Source organism: Okeania sp. SIO2C2, assembly GCF_010692625.1.
GTDB lineage: Bacteria > Cyanobacteriota > Cyanobacteriia > Cyanobacteriales > Microcoleaceae > Okeania > Okeania hirsuta.
The window spans coordinates 16,444-36,911 of sequence record NZ_JAAHGM010000015.1 but is presented as its reverse complement, the minus strand read 5'-3'; the positions used below and the strand labels follow the sequence as shown (position 1 = coordinate 36,911).

At 39.2% G+C, this 20,468-nt stretch carries 15 protein-coding genes and 1 pseudogene; 11 read left to right on the top strand and 5 right to left on the bottom strand.

Annotation, left to right across the window (positions count from 1 at the left end; all coding sequences use genetic code 11):
- Positions 1-759 precede the first annotated feature (759 nt).
- The 11 genes from F6K18_RS14875 (at position 760) to F6K18_RS14825 (ending at position 11,495) form a co-directional block, all read left to right on the top strand.
- Positions 760-954, top strand: a complete 195-nt coding sequence (locus tag F6K18_RS14875) for a hypothetical protein (protein ID WP_124144160.1) — start codon at positions 760-762, stop codon at positions 952-954.
- Between the two features lie 71 nt (positions 955-1,025).
- Positions 1,026-1,220, top strand: coding sequence for a hypothetical protein (locus F6K18_RS14870; protein ID WP_124144159.1), 195 nt, complete (start codon positions 1,026-1,028; stop codon positions 1,218-1,220).
- A 38-nt stretch (positions 1,221-1,258) separates the two neighbouring features.
- Positions 1,259-1,453 carry a hypothetical protein gene (locus tag F6K18_RS14865; protein WP_287241103.1) on the top strand — a complete coding sequence of 65 codons (195 nt, stop codon included), beginning with the start codon at positions 1,259-1,261 and terminating at the stop codon, positions 1,451-1,453.
- Between the two features lie 199 nt (positions 1,454-1,652).
- The gene (locus tag F6K18_RS14860) at positions 1,653-1,808 is read left to right on the top strand and encodes a hypothetical protein (protein ID WP_287521878.1); all 156 of its coding nucleotides are present in this window, start codon (positions 1,653-1,655) and stop codon (positions 1,806-1,808) included.
- A gap of 29 nt (positions 1,809-1,837) precedes the next feature.
- Positions 1,838-2,884 (top strand): methyltransferase, encoded by a 1,047-nt coding sequence (locus F6K18_RS14855; RefSeq protein ID WP_287521877.1) that lies wholly within the window; start codon positions 1,838-1,840, stop codon positions 2,882-2,884.
- Between the two features lie 147 nt (positions 2,885-3,031).
- Entirely contained in the window at positions 3,032-4,615 is a 1,584-nt protein-coding gene (locus tag F6K18_RS14850; RefSeq protein WP_287521876.1) for an NAD(P)-binding domain-containing protein, read from the top strand.
- A 520-nt stretch (positions 4,616-5,135) separates the two neighbouring features.
- Entirely contained in the window at positions 5,136-5,699 is a 564-nt protein-coding gene (locus tag F6K18_RS14845) for a hypothetical protein (RefSeq protein WP_287521874.1), read from the top strand.
- Positions 5,700-5,896: 197 nt separating this feature from the next.
- Complete coding sequence (gene argJ / locus F6K18_RS14840; protein ID WP_287521872.1) at positions 5,897-7,138, top strand: bifunctional ornithine acetyltransferase/N-acetylglutamate synthase; 1,242 nt, start codon at positions 5,897-5,899, stop codon at positions 7,136-7,138.
- Between the two features lie 1,199 nt (positions 7,139-8,337).
- Positions 8,338-9,048, top strand: coding sequence for a hypothetical protein (locus F6K18_RS14835; RefSeq protein ID WP_287521870.1), 711 nt, complete (start codon positions 8,338-8,340; stop codon positions 9,046-9,048).
- Between the two features lie 377 nt (positions 9,049-9,425).
- Positions 9,426-9,701, top strand: a complete 276-nt coding sequence (locus F6K18_RS14830) for a glutaredoxin family protein (protein WP_287521868.1) — start codon at positions 9,426-9,428, stop codon at positions 9,699-9,701.
- Positions 9,702-9,995: 294 nt separating this feature from the next.
- A complete protein-coding gene (locus F6K18_RS14825; RefSeq protein WP_287521867.1) occupies positions 9,996-11,495 on the top strand; it encodes a UDP-N-acetylmuramoyl-L-alanyl-D-glutamate--2,6-diaminopimelate ligase in 1,500 nt (499 codons plus the stop codon).
- A gap of 365 nt (positions 11,496-11,860) precedes the next feature.
- Here the strand turns inward: F6K18_RS14825 and F6K18_RS14820 are convergent, their stop codons facing one another.
- The 5 genes and pseudogenes from F6K18_RS14820 to F6K18_RS14800 form a co-directional block, all read right to left on the bottom strand.
- Positions 11,861-12,103, bottom strand: coding sequence for a UPF0175 family protein (locus F6K18_RS14820; RefSeq protein WP_124144151.1), 243 nt, complete (start codon positions 12,101-12,103; stop codon positions 11,861-11,863).
- 20 nt (positions 12,104-12,123) lie between these two features.
- The gene (locus F6K18_RS14815; RefSeq protein WP_205127307.1) at positions 12,124-12,309 is read right to left on the bottom strand and encodes a hypothetical protein; all 186 of its coding nucleotides are present in this window, start codon (positions 12,307-12,309) and stop codon (positions 12,124-12,126) included.
- A 48-nt stretch (positions 12,310-12,357) separates the two neighbouring features.
- Positions 12,358-14,802, bottom strand: a pseudogene (locus F6K18_RS14810) (HEAT repeat domain-containing protein).
- A gap of 1,534 nt (positions 14,803-16,336) precedes the next feature.
- Positions 16,337-17,392 carry a glucokinase gene (locus tag F6K18_RS14805; RefSeq protein WP_287521865.1) on the bottom strand — a complete coding sequence of 352 codons (1,056 nt, stop codon included), beginning with the start codon at positions 17,390-17,392 and terminating at the stop codon, positions 16,337-16,339.
- 991 nt (positions 17,393-18,383) lie between these two features.
- Positions 18,384-20,105: a diflavin flavoprotein gene (locus F6K18_RS14800; RefSeq protein ID WP_287521864.1), complete on the bottom strand. Its 1,722-nt coding sequence runs from the start codon at positions 20,103-20,105 to the stop codon at positions 18,384-18,386.
- Positions 20,106-20,468: the final 363 nt, after the last annotated feature.

The following is a 20,468-nucleotide window of genomic DNA, read 5'->3' as shown; positions in this document are numbered from 1 at the left end:
TGGGATAATCAACTTTCTTTTTTATTACAGCGGTTTTCATTTGGGTAGACCACAGTAGGGACCTTCCTATGGTTAGTCCCTACAAGGTTTTGTTTGTGAAGATGTGGTTCATAAATTAGCAAAAGCGCTGTATTGGAGATGTCTAGTAACAAAAAAAACTTTCTCCCTTCTCACCTTTCCTTCGGCATAGCTGCCTTTTGCTTTCTGCCTTTTACATTAGCGCCAAAAATATTTATTAATTTAATATAGTCCAGTAGTGGCGCGTCAAGCTAAAAATGATGTATTAAATTTTTTAGTATAATTCTTGCTATGATTAAGGTTTGGAGAATTTTCCTAAAACACTATTTCAAGCTTGACGCGCCAGTAGGGTGTGTTAGCGGTAGCGTAACGCACCAACCCTACATCTATTGTCAGTGCGTAAGTCCTGATGATATTACTATTGCAGGATGGCGGAAATAACTGACCAGTTACAAAATCCTAAAAGCCTTACTAAGCAATACTTTTGACTTTTGACTTTTAACTTCCGCGTAGCGGCACTATGGTTTTTCAACCAGACACGCTCTAAATTGCACAAAAACACTACATATATAAATTTAATATAGTGCAACTCTACATATAGCGTTTATAACTAATAAAAATAAAGATTTGTAAATAATTAGCATTTTGTAGCAAAAGTTACAGAATTTTTAGTTAATATAAAAATGTAAGGGAAAAAAGCTTCCCAAACATAAGTTCAATAATTAGGGGAGAAAATCAAATATGTTTACTGAAACTCAAACACGCTCTTTAATGGTACGTCACCACCACTTAGTAAAAAATCGTCAACAGTCAATGCTAAACAGAGTAGCTGTAGAAGTGGGCTTAGAAAATAGTAACTATTGGGGCCACATTCAAGGAAAAGTACAGCCTAGCTTTAGGAAAAATTATGAGCGTGGTCATGCTTCAATGAGCTAATTTATTTTCTTTCTTGCCATCATCATTAATCTTTAACAAACAACAGTTAATCAAACAGGAGAATTAAAAATATGTCGGTAGAAAATCAAGCACGCTCTTTAATGATCCGTCATCACAACCTAGTGAAAAATCGTCAACAGTCAATGCTGAACCGCACCGCCACAGAAGTGGGCGTGGAAGCAGATAATTACTGGGGAAATATTCAAGGAAAACCTCATCCTAGTTTTGTCACTACTTATGACCGTAGTCATGCTTCTATGAGCTAGAGTGAAAATTAAAAGTCAGCAACAGGAGAATGAAAAATATGTATGTAGAAAATCAAGCTCGTTCTTTAATGATCCGTCATCACAACCTAGTGAAAAATCGTCAACAGTCTATGCTGAACCGCACCGCTACAGAAGTGGGCGTGGAAGCAGATAATTACTGGGGAAATATTCAAGGAAAACCTCATCCTAGTTTTGTCACTACTTATGACCGTAGTCATGCTTCTATGAGTTAAAAATATTTTCCTAATAATTGAATAATGTTTTTGACTCAAGAGTCGCGACTTTTTACCTCCTGTAAAATGTTGCGACTAATTTTTTTTAAGGTTATATTTAGCTACAATTTAACTCATATCTTTTGTTATATACTGATGACAAAAAAATAGGGTCAATAGTCTCCCCTTGAATGCGTCGCGAGTGTCGCTCTACAAGGGGATGAAAAGCGGTCGATCTTCGGAGCTTCCCGTAGAGTGGGATGGCGAAGAAACTTTGCCATATCCAATAGATCAAGAGAAACTAAACTTCAGTATTTCGATGCCTCATGCTTTCCTAGGTCATGCTGCGCAAACAGCAGTCGGTACTGATAACTGATAACTGATAACTGATAACTGATAACTGAAATGACTCCATCAAATTATCCAACCAACTTGAACCAAGTTCCATCTCCAACAACTCTACTAGGTATGATTAGAAGCTACCAAATTTCACAATGTATTTATATAGTAGCTAAACTTAAAATTGCCGATCTGCTTAAAGATGGAGAACAACATAGTGATACTTTGGCAATTGCAACGAATACTAACAAAGATGCTATTTATCGATTGTTACGTACTCTAGCAAGTTTTGGAATTTTTGCTGAAACTAAACCGCACTATTTTTGTCTGACTCCACTAGCAACATATTTGCAAAGCAATGTTCCTAATTCTTTAAATGCTTATGCAATTATGTCTGGAGAAGAGCATTATCAAACCTGGGGAAATTTGATGTTTAGTATACAAACAGGTGAGAATGCTTTTGAGAACTTGTATGGTATGAATATTTACGAATTTTTGCAGCAAAACCCTGTACCAGCAAAAACTTTTGACCAAGCTATGACAGAATTTTCAGGAATTGTAAATCCTACTATCTTATGTAGTTACAATTTTTCATCTATTCGTAAATTGGTTGATGTGGGTGGTGGTAATGGTAGATTGCTATCTTCTATTTTGCAAGCTTATCCGAATATGACTGGAGTGTTGTTCGATCGACCTAATGTGATTGATAGAGCATCTGATTTCCTAGTAAGTATGGGAGTTAAAAATCGCCTGCAACTAGCAAAAGGGGATTTTTTTAAAGCTATTCCAACTGGAGGGGATGCTTATATGATGAAACATATTATTCATAACTGGGGTGATGAAGAGGCGATCGCTATTCTCAAGAACTGTTATCAAACAATGGGAGAACAAGCAATTCTATTAATAGTCGAGATAGTCATTCCTCCAGGAAACGACCCTTTTATGGGTAAATTTATAGATATGAATATGTTAATAATGACTCCCGGTGGAAGGGTGCGAAGTGAGACTGAATATAGAAAATTATTAAAAACGACGGGATTCAAACTTACTAAAATAGTTCCAATAGAATCAGAGCTTAGTATCATTGAAGCAGTGAAAGATCGAGAAATATAGACAGGACTTACGGCAAAGATTAAATTATACACTATTTTTAGAGGTGAACGGCGATTCACCTCTACCATAATTGGTGGTTATCCGTCAGTCCTAATAGATTAACTAAAATAACTGATGGATTTTAATTATAATAGGAGGTTAAATCTGGTGTTAGATTGCATTGTTATTGGAGTAGGTGTAGCAGGTATAGTTACTACCAAAGAATTACTTGAAAGAGGATTGCAGCAAGTAGTATGTTTGGAGCAAACTGAAAAGATAGGAGGCGTTTATTCTAAAGCTTACGATAGTTTAGTTCTGACTACCTCTTGCTCGTTTAGTATGTTTTCTGATTTCTGGATAGGTGATGGCAATCAGCACAAATTCTGGACAAAGGATGAAGCAATTGACTATTGGACAAGGTATGCCAAACATTTTGGCGTTTTTGAGAAAATCCGTTTCAACTCCAAAGTCATGGCAGTCACTCCCCAAGATGAGGGAGTATGGCAAGTTAGACTAGAATCTGGAGAAACTCTGCTGTCAAAACGAGTAGCATTAGCCATAGGTAACAACAGCATCCCTCATTATCCAAAGTGGAAAGACTTATTAACTAATGTCGAGTTTTCCCATTCCCAGGAATATTGCAACGGCGATCGCTTTGTCGGCAAAAACGTATTAGTAGTTGGTGGCGGAGAGTCAGCTTCAGACATAACCTTAGAAATATCCCGTGTTGCTAATAACTGTTGGGTCAGCATTCGCAATTCAGCAGGGTGGATAATACCCAGGAAAAGAGGTGGTTTTGCTCTCGACAATGCTAGTCATAGGGGCGTGTACGGACTACCCAGGGAATACGGGCGTACCTTGAGCAAACTCCTCTCGCAAAAATGGTTTAGTTTCAACGATCCAATGTACAAAGCTGCAGTTAAGCTCAATCAAAAGGTTAAGTGCAAAAACGGAATTTGGGGGGTCTATGGAACTAAAAATTTCTCTTTACCCAAGGCAATTGTAGAGCATGGGTGTAAAGTCGTCGGCGAAATATTGAAAGTAGAAGATGGAGGCAGAGTCCTAGTAGCTGCCAATGGGGAAATTCTGGAAAATGTGGATGCAGTAGTTTTTTGTACTGGTTACAAAAATTATGTGTCTTTCCTTCCCGACGAACTGAAAGAAACTGACCCTCGGACTCTCTACAAACATATATTTCATCCCCGGTATCGAGACAAAATCGCTTGGATAGGATGGGCGCGTCCTGCTCTGGGAAGTCAGTTTCCTCTTTCGGAAATGCAAGCCCGATTTTTCGCCTCGATCTGCACTGGGGAAAGGGAACTTCCAAGTTCTAAAGAAATGGAAAAGGTAGCATCTATAGATCGAGAGAAATATTTAAAACAGTTTGAACATAATGCTGCTCGCATACGAAGCTTGGTTGATTATCATATTTACATCGACGAACTAGCAGGTCTAATTGGATGCAAACCCCCGTTGTGGAAATACTTCTTCTTACATCCTAATCTATGGCTGCGTATGGTATATGGTCCTACCCAGGCTACTCAGTTTCGTTTGCGAGGACCAGGTCAGAAGGAAGCCTTAGCTAAAAAACTAATCGCAAAGTTACCAGTGAGTCCTTTCAATGGTGTCATCGTTGTTAAAGCTGGTCTAAGGGGTCGTGCGGTCTATGGGTTTAAGGTTGTAGTTGAGAGTTTTATGAAGCCTATATATTCTGCTGGAAATTGGGCAAGAAAATTGGGATGGTTAAATTAACTCAGTAAAAACTTTTGAAAACAAAAGTGGTGTAATATCATCTCCGGTTGAATAGTTACACTTTGGAGAAGGTAAGGCAGAAGGCAGGAGGCAGGAGGCAGAAGGAAAGAAAAGGTTAGAAGGGAAAAGGTTTTTCGACCGCGCTATTATCCGGACATGATATAATACCATTTCTCAAAAACTTTTCTACATTTTCTTGAGTAGGGGAGTAGGGAAGTAGGTAGGGACGTTGCATAACGGCGTCCGTACAGGGAGAAGTAAGCACAAGAATAATTAACATTAACTGGGCTGGTAATTAGCAAAAAATGATAAAGTTAGTGTTAATAACTTCATAACTGAAGTGTTGCCTAAGTATCGCATTACTTTTAAGAATTGATATAACAAAATCCGCAGGCGATCGCGTCCTCCATGTTGCACATTTACATGGCAGTCTGGTTGCCGTGTTAAGTGAAGATAAGTAAGGAGATTATTTTGCCTGAAATCCTTTTCCCAGTAGCTTTTAAGTTACAATTCTCAAACCTTGACAAATGTCTTAATAGCTGCTATAATAGCGGCGTTTGTTGTTTTTCAAGGATTTAAGAAGTTGAGTAACGAAGATACTTTACTAAAAATGGCTTCCCGTTGGGCGATCAAAGAACAATGGGGATGGTCTTCTGATACATATCTCAGTGATGAAGAAGGATTGGATTTGTTAAAGGCGCTGTTGGTCTGTACTAAAGGTGATGCTGTCATTAGCGAAGCAGAGCGCGAGTGGGCACTTGGTTTTGCAGCTTGTCGGGAAATGCCTATGTCTATAATTGAGGCAGGGAGAGCATACGATGCTAATGAAGATATTGCAGATATTCTGTCCCGTAGTCCAATAGTGCAGAAAGGGAAAAAAGGTGTGGTCTATTGGGCAATAAAAGCATGTTCTGCAGATGCAGAATATAACGATCTAGAAAAAGCAGCAATTCGGAAAATGGCAGGTTTAATGGGAGTTTCCGAGCAGGTTGTAGAGGAAATGGAGGCAGTAATTATTGAAGAACAGAAACTGAAGGATAAACGGAACGCTTTAGTTTATGATAGCAAGGTTTTGTGGGAGTAGCCACAAAGATTAGGATTGATGGAATATCTCAGACAAGGAAATATCAATAATAATTTGAGATATCCATCAAAGGAAGTTGCGACTGATTTTTTTATCTTCAAATGAAAATCTAGGTTTATGATGAAGTTTAGTCTGTAATACCCCCCAAATAATTTATAATTACCAGTCAGCACAATTATCAAATCAAGGAAAGAAAAATGTCAGACTGGCAAGTAATAACTGGCGGAGTAACAGCTCCCAAAGGATATCGGGCAACAGGAGTTACTGCGGGGTTAAAACCCTCTGGAGCACAAGACTTGGCCTTGATTTTATCAGATGTAGATGCGATCGCAGCTGGAGTCTTCACGACAAGTCAAGTACGAGCTGCTTGTGTGGACTACTGTCGGCAACAGCTGGAAGCTAAACCAAGTGCTAGAGCAATTTTGTGTAATGCTGGGCAAGCAAATGCTGTGACTGGAAGTTTAGGTTGGCAGGATGCTGTGGAAAGCGCGGAAGCATTGGGGAAAGCACTCAATATTTCTCCAGAGTCAATATTACTAGCTTCTACTGGAGTTATTGGCAAACGAATTAAAATGGATGCTCTCAAAGCAGCAATTCCCCAGTTAGTCTCTACAGTTTCCACCGAAGGGGGAGAAGCAGCAGCAAAAGCTATTGTTACTACAGACTTAGTCACAAAGTCAATTGCTCTGGAAACTCAAATGGGCGATCGCCCGGTGCGTATTGGTGGCATTGCCAAAGGTTCTGGCATGATCCATCCGAATATGGCAACAATGCTGTCATTTGTAACTTGTGATGCAGCAGTTTCTCCTCCATTATGGCAAGAGATGTTAACTAGAGCAGTTAATCGTAGTTTTAATCAAATTACTGTTGATGGGGATACGAGTACCAATGATACAGTAATTGCTTTGGCAAATGGTCAATCTCGCACCTCTGCTATTACTAATGCGGGGGTGGAGGCGGAAAAGTTGGAGGCGATGTTGACAGAAGTTTGTGTATATTTTGCAAAAGCGATCGCTCGTGATGGAGAAGGGGCAACTTGTCTGATGGAAGTTCAGGTTACAGGAACATCTGATGAAGCATCTGCGAATAAAATTGCTAAGACTATTGCCGGATCTTCTCTGGTAAAATCAGCTATTTTTGGTCGCGACCCCAACTGGGGAAGAATTGCCGGAGCTGCTGGTCGCGCTGGAGTGAAGTTTGAGCAGGAGCAGTTACAGATAAAGTTGGGAGACTTTTTGATGATGGAAAATGGTCAACCTTTAGATTTTGACCGAGCTGCTGCTAGCGAGTATTTGAAACAGAGAGCAGCAGGAGAATATTTGAAGGATGATACTGTGTTAATTTCTGTCAAAGTTGGCGATGGTGGTGGTAGTGGGAAAGCTTGGGGATGTGACCTGAGTTATGATTATGTGAAAATTAACGCTGAGTACACTACCTGATAATTAATCAGGACTTACGCAAATTGACTTTTAAAGCACCATCTGTAGGGGCGTTAACGATAGTTATGCGAAGCAAATGGCATTTGCGCTCCACAAAGCTCTGAATGGCACCCTCACTGGATTTAGTGTCCGTGCGTAAGTCCTGTAATATTATTAGACATCTCCAGAAAAGAGGGAATAGGGAATAGGGAATAGGTATGGAGGGGGAAATAACTGATAATTTATGTACGATAATTGATTTTTTTTTTGATTTTTGGAGATGTCTATTGCTGAAAAAATATGTAAGCATTCAGCTATTAATATCATGTCTGGTTAAACAGTGATAAATAAATAACTACGGAGGAGTCAGGAGTCAACCCACCCCTAACCCCTCCCAGGAGGGGAAGTCAGGAGGAAAGAGGTAATAAAGAAGAACAACAGGAGAAGAAGGAGAAAGTTTTTTTATAACTAATTATCCGGACATGATATAACTCTCAGCTATAAGCTTTTTAATGAATGAAGCAAGCATTCGTTTAATTTCTACTACATTCTCAAACAAAGATTCGTACTCTAAAGCTTTGATAAAATTGCTTTTTTCTCCTTTAAAGATAATAAAGCTGATAGCTGACTGCTGAATGCTTACAAAAATATGATGAGATGCGATGGCTTTTTGAGTTGTTTTGAGGAGCGATCGCCACCAACAATATCTTGATCTCCAACAAGTAGATAAGTTCCTGATTAAAGTGATGTATATATAAGACTCTATTTATGGGTAAGAATAGCTTATGCAAGACGGGAAAGTTACAGGAAAGTTAGCCTATAATATTGTAGTAAAGCTTAAGATACCTTTTAATAGATGGTAATTCATGTATTGAAAATCATCAAATTTATTTAAATCCATTAATTGGTAGAATGTAATGATAGTCTTAACATTTTTTAACTATTGAAATAATATGAATTTATGAAAATCATCTGTATTGAGAAAAGGGAAATAGTATAGTTAACTATAGCAACCCTATTTTATTCGTGTCAAAAATCTTACTGCTTTTTAGGGAACACTTAACTGGGAACACTTAACTGGCAAGAGTTTCATCTTTTTTATTTACTTTTTTATTTGTCACGACCTATTTAGGATTGCTATAACTATGTTTGATATAATTTCTGTTCAACTAAGAATAAATACTCATAAAAATTGTAATTAAATTATATTAACGAGAATTATGATCAATCAAAAATTAAACCTGGTGTTATTTTTCTTAGCATTAACAATAACAACGCCTTTACATTTACCAAGAGTAATATCAGAAACTACTCAAGTACAAAATAATTCTAATGAGAATTGGGAAAAAGCTTTTGAAGATGTATTTAATCAATCCGATGAAGACCCACCAGTGGACTTAAAAGATGGTGGTACCAGAGGCAAGTTATGTTTAGTTTCTCCTGGTCTAATAGAGGTCGAAGGAAAAATTTGGAATACTCGTCCTATATTTATTTGGCAAGGACAATTAAACACAATTGAGATTCGTCCCTCTAATAGCTATCAGGTTTTGTGGACTTTTGACATTCAAGAAAATGAAGAAATAGTTGATTATACTGGGGAAGAATTAGAACCTGGTAATACTTATCGTTGGAGAACATTTGAGAGTAAAGATAAAGATTCTATTGGTGGTATGCAACAAAGAACTTTTAGCATTATGGATGTGGAAGAACATGAAACTATTACTCAAGGTTTAGCCAAACTCGATCAAGATTTAAACAAACAAGGAGCGACAAAAGAAGCGATCGCTTTTGCTAGATTTCAATTTTTTGCTGAACGTAATTTATGGTCTGACGCTTTATCAGAAGTATTTAAAGTTAAGAAACCTTCTATAGAATTACAAGCTTTTCGTAGCAAAATTTTGCAGCGTTTATGTCAAGGGGATCAAATTTAAATCCATTGAAGAAAATAGAAGGCTTTAGTTATCTAGGAAAGAAGGAAAAATCTTGTGTTATCTGAGTTTTAAGCTTTTGATATATCGAATACAGTAATGGCGACTGCTATAGTCAATAGTGAGTAGCTAGTAGCCAGCTGTCAATGAGTGATTGAGAATTCTGTGGATAGGGACTCTCATACTACCAAACCCATTGGCATTCTCTGTAAGGTGGGATATTAAACCCATAAGGGAAAAGGTAAATTGTCTAAATTTATAGCAAACAAAGCAGAAATTAATATATCTTTCTGTCTGGAACTACTCCTTACTCCCTACGATATATACTTTTGAACTCCAAGCACTCTAAAATGAGTAAACTAAAAAATTTAATCTAAACCATGAACCTAATTTTATACAGTAAACCAGGTTGCCATCTTTGCGAAGGACTCCAAGAAAAACTCGAAGAAATACTGAAAGACTCTGAAAACCCCTTTAAATTCGACTTAGAGATTAGAGACATTACCACCCGTAATGATTGGTTTCAAGCATATCAATATGAAGTGCCCGTACTTTCTGTCTGTGAAGCGGATACCACAACTGAACAATTCATACCACGTCCCTCTCCCAGAATGTCAGTGAGAAAATTGCAGCAAATGTTACAAAAATATTTTTAATTAATTGATAATGGATAATTGATAATTACCTCTGGTTGAAAATAGCAGTCGGCAGTCAGCAGTCAGCGGTCAGCTCTCAAGGCGTATGATCGGGGATACTCAAGACAAGCAGCTCCGCGTCTACAAATGGTCGATTGGATCGACCGCTTTTTTCCCCTTAAAAGGGGAGGCTTTAAACCAGAATTATTTAATTATTAATTATTAATTATTCGGTAAACTTGTGGTATTGATAACCAAAAAATCCTGTTGATAAAAAGTCCTAAATTTTAGCAAAAAACGATAGGAGTTCCTAACATGAAATTGAGAGAATTATTAGCAAAAGTTCCCAGTATTTCCCTTGCCAATAATCATCCTGCATTAGAGACAGAAATCAAAGGTTTAGCCACAAATTCCCATGCTTGCCAGATAGGGGATTTATTCTTAGGAATGCCAGGTACCCGCGTCGATGGAGGAGAATTTTGGGAAAGCGCGATCGCAAATGGTGCAGTGGCAGCTCTAGTATCTCAACAAACAGCTCAAAAACACCAACCCAAAAATGAATGTGTAATCCCAGTTGCCGACATGACTCAAACTTGTCCGGAAGTTGCTACAGCATTCTATGACTATCCAGGGCAAAAAATGAATATGGTAGGTATTACTGGCACCAACGGTAAAACAACCACCACCCACTTAGTAGAATTTCTCCTCAATAACGCTCAATTACCAACTGCTTTATTCGGCACCCTCTACTCTCGTTGGCCTGGTTTTGAGGAAACAGCAGCTTACACCACACCTTTTCCAGTGGAATTGCAAAAACAACTGGCGCAAGCAGTAGCAGCAGGTAGCAAATATGGAGTTATGGAAGTTAGTTCCCACTCTCTACATCAAAAACGTGTTTGGGGTTGTAGTTTTGAGGTGGCAGTATTTACCAATTTGACTCAAGACCATCTTGACTATCACAAAGATATGGATGATTACTTTGAGGCAAAAGCGCTGCTGTTTAGCTCAGACTATCTCAAGGGTCGCGCTATAGTTAACGCTGACGACCCCTACGGTAAAAAGTTAATCGCTAGAATGAAACCGGAACAAGTTTGGAGCTATAGCACGAGCAACACTTCCGCCGATTTTTGGGCTTCAGATTTGGAATATCAACCCACTGGAGTTAAAGGAATTCTGCATACTCCCCAAGGTGAAATTCCTTTTAGTTTGCCGTTGGTAGGGCAATATAATTTATCTAATATGTTGGCAGCAGTGGGAGCAGCTTTACATTTGGGTTTAGATTTGGCGATGGTCGTTGCTCAGTTATCAGAATTTTCTGGCGTTCCTGGTCGGATGGAAAAGGTGCAGGTTAGTAATAAGCAAGATGTCAGCGTCATAGTTGACTATGCTCATACTCCCGATAGTTTAGAGAATTTATTAAAGGCAGCACGACCTTTTATTCCCGGTCGAATGATTTGTGTATTTGGTTGTGGAGGCGATCGCGACCGTACTAAGAGGCCAAAAATGGGTAAAATAGCTGCCGAATTATCAGATTTAGCTGTAGTGACATCTGACAACCCCCGCACTGAAGACCCAGAAAAAATATTACAGGATATTTTAGAGGGAATATCTCCAGAAATTAAGCCTTTAGTAATAGGCGATCGCTCCCAAGCTATTCGTACTGCCATTATGGAAGCAAAACCTGGAGATGGGGTATTAATAGCAGGAAAAGGTCACGAAGATTATCAAATTTTGGGAACAGAGAAAATCGATTTTGATGACCGGGAGCAAGCAAGAGATGCTTTGAAAGATAAGTATGGTTTAAGTCAAAAGTAAAGTAGACCTGGGTTGGGTTTTGCGCTTCGCTTAGAGGTTGTCTGAGAAGTTTTATTTGCTACATCAAAGCCCCCTAAATCCCCCAATGCGAGGGGGACTTTTAGAAGCACATTGACTCTTGTTCCCCCCAGAATTGGGGGGCTAGGGGGGCAAAATTTGGTTCTGGTCCACGCCCCCTAAATCCCCCTCGCATTGGGGGACTTTGACCAGCTAATGAATTCTTGTTCCCCCCAGAATTGGGGGGTTAGGGGGGCAAAATTTGGTTCTGGTCTACGCCCCCTAAATCCCCCTCGCATTGGGGGACTTTGACCAGCTAATGAATTTTTATTCCCCCCAGAATTGGGGGGTTAGGGGGGCAAAATTCATCACCAGCCTTCTGTTTGTAAGGTTTTGAGGTCTTCCTGAAATTCGGCTACGTCGTAATGGACACAAATTCCACGATCGCTAATTAATTTCTGAAATTGCATTCGGTGTATTCCCAATAATTCACTGGTTTTACCTAAGCTGATTTTTTCTTGTTGAAAAAGCATAATCACAATTTCTACTAATACTTCATCTTCTGACAAGCCACTTGCTTGTACAATTTGATCTGATATTAATAAACTCATTTTATCCGGACATGATTTTACTAGCTTCGTTTTGAGCCAATATCACCAATATTTATCTCTCCAATAGTGCCAGAAAAGTCAATTTTATCGCCCATATTAATATCGCGTCCAGCAGTATTAATATCTCGCCCCGCTCGAATATTCTCCTGAACTTCTGACTGAATCTCTTCCCACCCACCATCCGGTAAACCTTTACCCCCACACAATAACGCTACCGGAAAATCATCTATTTGGGAGAAGTCAAAAATAGGGGTTTACTTTTTACCTAATTGTCGAGCACTTTCAGGAACAGTTTTTCCCACATAATTCATTAAATTAGAAACCGTGACAAATTTATCTCCTGGTTTATTGTTTGCACCATTTAATGCTTCCAAAAAATGTTGTGTGTAGATGCTCATTTCTTCTTGATAATAAGATTTTTCTTCTCCTGTGGATGAGGTAAAAACTGCTCGCCCTGTTCCTGTTTTTAATTCATCTATTAAGTTTTCTGGGAGGGCGGTTTGACTGAAGTTTTCCGGTAATTCTAGTTCCTCTGTTTCTTTGGCAGTTGCCATTCCTTGGGCGTGACAACTATCTATAATTACTAATAGTTTTTTGGCGGATATTTGCTGGATGGCGTTATTAAATTATGTTGCTGGCAATGCTGTTTTTTGTCGTTTTACAGGACTGGTGTCGTGGGGGATTAAATAATAGTTTTGAGTTGATTTATCTAGCCAACCATGACCCGAATAATAGACTAATATTGTGGCATATGGGTCGTTTTTTGCTTGTTGTTGGAGCCATTTTAAATTCTCTAAAATGTTTTGTTTTGTTGCTTGTTCATTGCAGAGTACCCGGAGATAATTTTCATTGTCAATGTAACCACATAAGTCTAGTTTTGTGAGGAATGATTTGATGGCTTGAACGTCTTTAACCGTGACAGGAAGTGACCAGTTGGAGTATTTGCATTTGCCGACTCCTATTAGTAGGGCGTAGTGAGAAAGTGGATTAAACATGGGTATTTTTGTGTAGTATTGAAGGCGTTGTTGGATGGTTTGAATAATTTCAATAATTTTATCTAGACTTGCTTTATAAAAGCTATCACTCTGTAGTTTTTTATTCAACTCAATAATTGTATTTTCAGTTCCGAGACAATCTAGAGCATATGCTGCATCCCAACGCACATGATTATCTGAGCTTTTTAGGAGTTGAATCAACCCAGGAATTACAGAAGGTGAGTCGATGTCCAAAAGAATATCCACTGCCCTATAGTAAATATCTGGATCGGTATCTTCATCTTCTAAAAGTTCAATGAACATAGGAATCATTACTTTATTTAAACTTGTAATAGCTGCTTCTGAAACTATTTTCTTTGAAGCATCCGCTACTGTAAACAATAAATCTGTATCATATTTGTTTAAGATTAAGATTTTAATTAAAACTTCAATTGCCAATTCTGAGCCAATTTTACTCAAATTATTTATGACACCCCATATTATATCTATGTATTCTATGTCTTCTGGATATTCCATATCTTCTAGAGGTTTAATTGACCCATGAATTGCAATTTCTGATTCAATAATTTCAGTTAAAGCATCTGCTATGCTAGAAGGGAAAATTGAACTGGAGTATTCGTATTCGTATTTTAAGAATATAATTAAGCCACGAATAGCACTTTGAGGATCAATTTCATCTTGAGAAGATATGCAACTCATCTTATAATCATAGTCGTATTCTATGTATTCTGAATGTTTAATTGACTTATAATTCACACTTTTAAAGCCAATTTTTTCTATAAGATATGCTGCAGTTTTACGCAAGTCTGTATTTGAATGTTCTAAGAGTTTAGTCAACTCAAAAATCACAATTTCCGAGCCAATTTTACCCAGAGTATTTGCTACAGTTTCACGCACACCAGAGTCTGAGTTTTCTAATAGTTTAATTAGCTCCGGAATTGCTGTTTCCGAGCCAATTTTACCCAGAGCTTCTGCTGCACTATGACGCACACCAGAATCTGAGTTTTCTAAGAGTTTAATTAGCTCTGGAATTGCTGTTTCGGAACCAATTTCACCCAGAGCTTCTGCTGCACTATGCACACCAGAATCTGAGTTTTCTAAGAGTTTAATTAGCTCTGGAATTGCTGTTTCGGAACCAATTTCACCCAGAGCTTTTTCTGCACTATAACGCACAAGATAGTCTGAGTCTTCTAGTAGTTTAATTAATCCCGGAACAGCAGTTTTCGAGCGGATTTCACCCAGAGCTTTTTCTGCACCTCGACGCACATATTTGTCTGAGTCTTCCAATAATTTAACCAACCCCGGAACAGCAGCATCAGACTTTGTTAACCCTGCCAACTTAACCTTCACCAACACAGGCAACTCCAACCGCTCAACCTCCCCAAACACCCGCTCCTGAAACTTCTCTTGCACCCCTCCCACCAACCTCGCACCCAAAAACCAATCTACCTCCAACGCCAACCTTACCACCCGCACCGCTAACACCTCATCCTCCATCAACCCCAACATCAACCCCACTACTTCCGTCCACTTCAAATAATTCAAATAATCCCACTGCAACTCATAGTCACTCAAACCAGACAACAGCGACAACAATCTTTCCGCCGCATAATACTCCTGCAACAATTGATGGCGAAACGAAATCTGACCATCATCTCCCACCTGAATCAAATGATGCTCCAATAAATCCTCCAACCAACGCATCGCACAGTCAGTCGGAGCTACCACCTCCCCTCGCAAAAACTCCGTCAACACCTCCTCAGCTTTTTGCCGAGAAATAGCAACCATAATCTCAGTTTTCGACACCCCATTGGTCATCACCCACGCCAACTCCTGCAATAACCTATCCCACCAAATTCGGGAATCTTTATAAGTCAGTGCATCTTGTTTAATATCATCCCTATAGTCTTTAGTAAAACTACGAAACAGTAATCCTATGTTAGAAGAAACTTGATTATTGTCCTTGAGAAACTCATCACATAACATCCACAAAAACATGGGAGTTTCCCCCAACTCCCGCAACCTCCCCTGCAACTGCTGCCATAATTTTTCACCATCAAAAGGCAAATAAGCACTGACAAACTTCCGCATTTGAGATTCCGTCAGAGGCAGCATTTCCAACTTTTTCTCAATCCGCAAATTTCCGCCCAGACTCAAATCTCGCGTCGTAAACACCATGGCAGTTTGGGGATAGTCTTGCCGAAATATTCTCACCTCTTGTCGTGTCGCTTCCGATGCCATCTCGTTAAAACCATCGAATAGGAGCAAAAACTCACCTTGACGGAGCAAAGTTTCTAGAGTTGCTGTATCTATATTTATGGTGGGGTGGTGTTTGTGGATAAATTTTTGGATTCTTTCAAGTATGGAAGATTGACTGTAGCGGAGTTCGATGAGGATGGGAATTTTGGGTTTATCCCCCCCTGCTCCCCTTGGAAAGGTTTTATCCCCCTCTGCTCCCCTTGGAAAAGTTTTATCCCCCCCAACCCCCCTTTGTAAGGGGGGAGTATCTCTTCTTATTTCTCCTTCTCTTATTTCCCCTCTTGGAAAGGGGGGACTAAGGGGGGATATCAACTTTGTTGCCTCCTCCAACAATAATCTGGCCAAAGCAGTTGATTTTCCCGACCCCGGCCGCCCCACCAACAAAACATGATTTGGAGCATATTTGCGCAAACCGTCCAAAACCGTCAACCGTTCAATTTTCTCTTTTGGACGTTCCCTCTGTTTTTCTTCCGCAACAGTTTGTACCATCAAACCTAAATCCAACAGTGGGGAAATATTTTGAGGTTGCTGAAGAGACTTTTTTCCTCTCACATCCGTCAGAGTATAAACTTCCCACCATTTGGCATATTCCCGACAAATTGATTCTAGATAGGGTCTCCAATTAATCATAAGTCAAAAGTTAAAAGTGAGAAATTTTAAATTAAAAGTTAGAATTTAGGAGATTCAGTAGTATTTTAAGTCAAAAGTCAACAGTTGCATCAGTTTCGCTAAGGTGATCGGTAGTAACGGTACGGAAAGAAAGGCAGGAGACAGGAGGGAAGAAAAGGCGCTTACGAGAAAAAGTTTTTGCATCACTAATTATCCGGACATAATATTAATCAGGGTTTTAATAATTCTCACAGCACCTCAAATGGTCTAATCGTAATTTTTTGTACCAAAACTACCGAACTCCCAATTACTTCAATATTTAATCTCCCCTACTCCCCCACTCCCCCACTCCCCTACTTAGTATCATTGCCTATAAATTAGAAGCACGAATCGCCGCACCAATTAATCCCACTTTAGGGTTTAACACAATATGAACGGGTACTTTTTCTAACAATACTCTCATTCGCCCCTTATGGTTAAAAGCTTCCATAAAAGTACCTGACTTCATCAGTGGCAGAATTTTAGCAGCGATACCTCCTGCTATATATAGACCACTATAAGGTAAAAGTTTCAATGCTAAATTACCTGCTTCCGCTCCATAAGCTTCCACAAAAAGCTCTAAAGTTTTCTCGCACAAGCGATCGCTCTTTTCCAATGCAGCTTTCCCAATAACTGCACCAGGATCTACTGTAATTTCACTTGAGCCAATTTCTGTTTCCCACTTTCTTAGTACTTCCGCTATTTCAGGAGATTCAGCAGCAGATTTGCGATCGCGTAAAAATTGATAAATTGCCACAATCCCCATGCCTGAAACCACCCTTTCTACGGACACTCGGTCTATATTATGCTTTGCTAACAAATATTTTAATAGATCAAATTCTAACTCAGAGCGTGGTGCAAAATCTGTATGACCCCCCTCTGTGGCGTAAACCCTGACTGCTCCTCCTCCTCGAATTAAAAAACATTCTCCTAATCCCGTACCTGCACCAATTACAGCTATTGGAGTATCACCTTGAGGTTCGCCAACTTGTAAAGTCTCCAAATCATTGTCAGTTAAACCCAAAATTCCATAACCTACTGCTTCAAAATCGTTGATCAGGCTAACTTGGGATACCCCTAACTCATTTTCTAACAATTTAGCATTCAGCATCCAAGGTAGGTTAGTTAATTTAACAGTATTATTGATGACCGGACCAGCGATCGCAAAACAAGCTTTTTCTGGTTGGAATTGCTGTCCCAATTTCTCATTTGCTTCTGCCAAAAATTTTTGTACTATAGGTACTAAATCTGGAAAATCGTGACTAGAGTAACGATTCTCATAAAGGCTCTTAAATTCCACAGTCCCCTTGGATTCTTCTCGTTTAGCTTCCACCAGTTGTAGTATTGTTTTAGTACCGCCAATGTCTCCAGCTAATAGCAATGTCATAAACTATATTCTCCTGAACAACTGTTTAGTTTTTATTATCATATCTTGTTGAGTTATAGTTATATCATGTCCGGTTGAACAGTTATAAATAAACGACGGAGGAGTCAGGTAGGGGAGTCGGATTGGCGACGTACAGTCCTCAGGAGTCAGGAGGGAAGAAAGGAGAAGAGCAAAGAGAAAGTTTTTTGATCACTAGACTTGTCGCTTTATAACTATAAAAAACTGCTAAACCCTTATCATGTAAGGATTTTAGCAATTTCCAGTGCAAAACGTATGGAATTACTACTGTGTCTTAATTTGAGCGATTTTTTCTATCTATTTAGCGACAACTCTACTAATTATCCGGACATGATATAGCAATGTGCGCTGGCATATTTACAAATTACAGGAACTGTCCAATAGACATCTCCTCCACCCATAGGGAGTACGCAGCTTTGCTGTAGGCAGTAGGGACGTTCCATGGAACTTCCCTAAAAGGTTTTGCTTGTGAAGATATGGTTCATCAATTTGAAAAGCGCTGTAATATCATGTCCGGTTGAACAGTTATAAATAAACGACTGAGGACTCAGGAGTCAGGATTCACGAGGAAAGAAACAGGAAACAAGAAAGAAGAGGAGAAAGTTTTTTTATAACTAATAGACATCTGGTGAAAATAAACTTACCCTTTATTTAACAAAAGCTAGAGTTGTAAAAGTCAGTTCCCTAAATCATTTTTGGTACATTTTTCCTGAAAATCTATTCCCTGTTGCCTGTTGCCTGTTGCCTGTTGCCTGTTGCCTGTTGCCTGTTGCCTGTTGCCTGTTGCCTGCTATGTGCAAAAAGTCTATATCTTTTTCAGAGATGTCTAATTATCCGGACATGATATAAGCTAAAAAAATTGCTAAAACCCTTATTAGTAAAAGTTTATCGTGTTTTTTTCATCCCTAAAACCATGAAAGCCATATAAAGTAAGCTTTTGAGCCTTTTCAATTCTTATTTCCCAACAACTGTTTTAATAATGACTACCTGATTTGCGGAAATGAACTGCTGTTACTCCCTCATTCAGTACCTGACCATTCTCCACTACTGCATAAACCAACCAATGGTCGCCACATTCCATCCGGTTTGCCACCTTACATTCCAAATAAGCTAAAGCACCTGTCAAAACCGGACAACCATTCTCAGCTTCCTTGGTTTCCACTCCCACAAAACGATCTTCTCCCGGTGCAAAAGACTTCTGAAAATGCTTCCTCAATTGTTTACCCTCTGCCAATATATTCAACACAAAGCGATCGCCTGTATGAGTCAAAGATTCCAGCGCTCGGTCTTTCGCCACAGCAATAGTCACCCCAGGAGGATTAAAAGTCGCCTGAGAAACCCAAGAAGCTAACATCGCACTGGTGACATCTCCACGTCTGGCAGACATCACACACAAAGACCCCACAACACGTCCCACTGCTTGAGCTGTGCGATCGCTTCCCGAAGCACTTGCCGAAGGTTTAGGAGCGCGAAGTTTCCGAGACTTAATCAAAGTCTGAGCAAAATCAATAGCTGCTTCTTTACAAGTTTGAAGCGTTTGATCGTCTGGCTTAAACTTCACCCGAATAGTTTCAAAACCAAACTTATAACCCGCATCCTTTAACTTACTTTCCAAAATATCAATGGCCTCACCACTCCAACCAAAGGAACCAAATACCCCAGTTAGTTTACTCTTAGAAGCTGTATTCAGTACAATACCCAAAGCTGTTTGAATTTGAGTTGGTGCGTGACCGCCAAGTGTGGGAGAACCAATAATAAATCCATCACATTTTTCAATTGCTTCCTTGATTTCATCAGACGTGGCAGCTTCACAGTTAATTGATTCTACAGCTACCCCTGTTTTAGTTAAACCCTTAGCGATCGCTTGAGCAATAGTAGCAGTATTACCATAAGCTGAAGCATAAAGCAAGGCAACATTCAAATCTCGTGAATTTTGTTCCTGACTCCACTTCCGATACAAACTGGTTAATTCAGTCATTCCGTAGCGTACTATCGGTCCATGACCGGAAGCATAGAATTTTACATTCAACTCAGAAATTTTATCTAGGGTAGAAAGCACTTGTTTTGCCTGAGCGGCGTGGAGACAGTCGTAATAAAAACGTCGGTCTTCGCTGTAGATAGTCCATCCTTCATCAGCAACTTGGTCTCCGCAAACATGAGCGCCGAAAAATTTATCAGTAAACAAAATTTGAGTTTTTGGGTCGTAAGTCATCAAACCATCGGGCCATTTAGGGGTAGGAGTGGTAATAAATTGTAATTGATGACCGTTGCCCAAGTCTAGAGTATCTTCGCCTTTAACTATCTGAATTTTCAATTCTTGTTCTTGAAAATAGTCTTTGAGAGTTATAGCTGCGGGGTTTGAGCAGACAAAAGTTATTTGAGGTGCGAGGGATAATAAAGCTTTGAGGGTAGCAGCACGATTAGCATTAAAGTGTCCTAGAATTATATAGTCAAGGCGATGCCAATTTAAGCGTAGTTGCAATGAGTCTAAGTAGTTTTTAGTAAATGATTCGCCGGGAGGATCGATGACAGCAGTTTTTTCAGCTTGGATGAGATAGGAGTTAGCAGTAGTGCCTTTTTGTAGAGAATATTCGACTTCAAATTTTAGTCTATCCCAAGTGCGAGACCGGAGAACTTTTGTTTCTTCAGCAATTATGACAACTTGAACGTCTTTTTTTTTGGTGGTTTGTAGCATGGTTTAGTTATATTGTCTATACCAAAATAATGTATAATGCTACATTTTATCATGTTCGGGCGATCGCTTTTTTTAAGTCAAAAGTCTTCTTCAAGTCAAAAGTCAAAAGTCAAAAGTCAAAAGTAATTTCCGATTTCAAATCTGGTTAATTGCACATATAATATCAAACCCGGTAGCATCGGTGTAATTAGATGGGGAGATGGGGAAATGGGGAAATATTTGGTAATGGTTGAAAATGGAACATTTTTTTATACCGAATTAAACGGATTTGATATAATTTGCTTAAATACTAAATTTTATCATATTCGGGCGATCGCTTGATTCAAGTCAAAAGTCTTCTTCAAGTCAAAAGTCAAAAGTCAA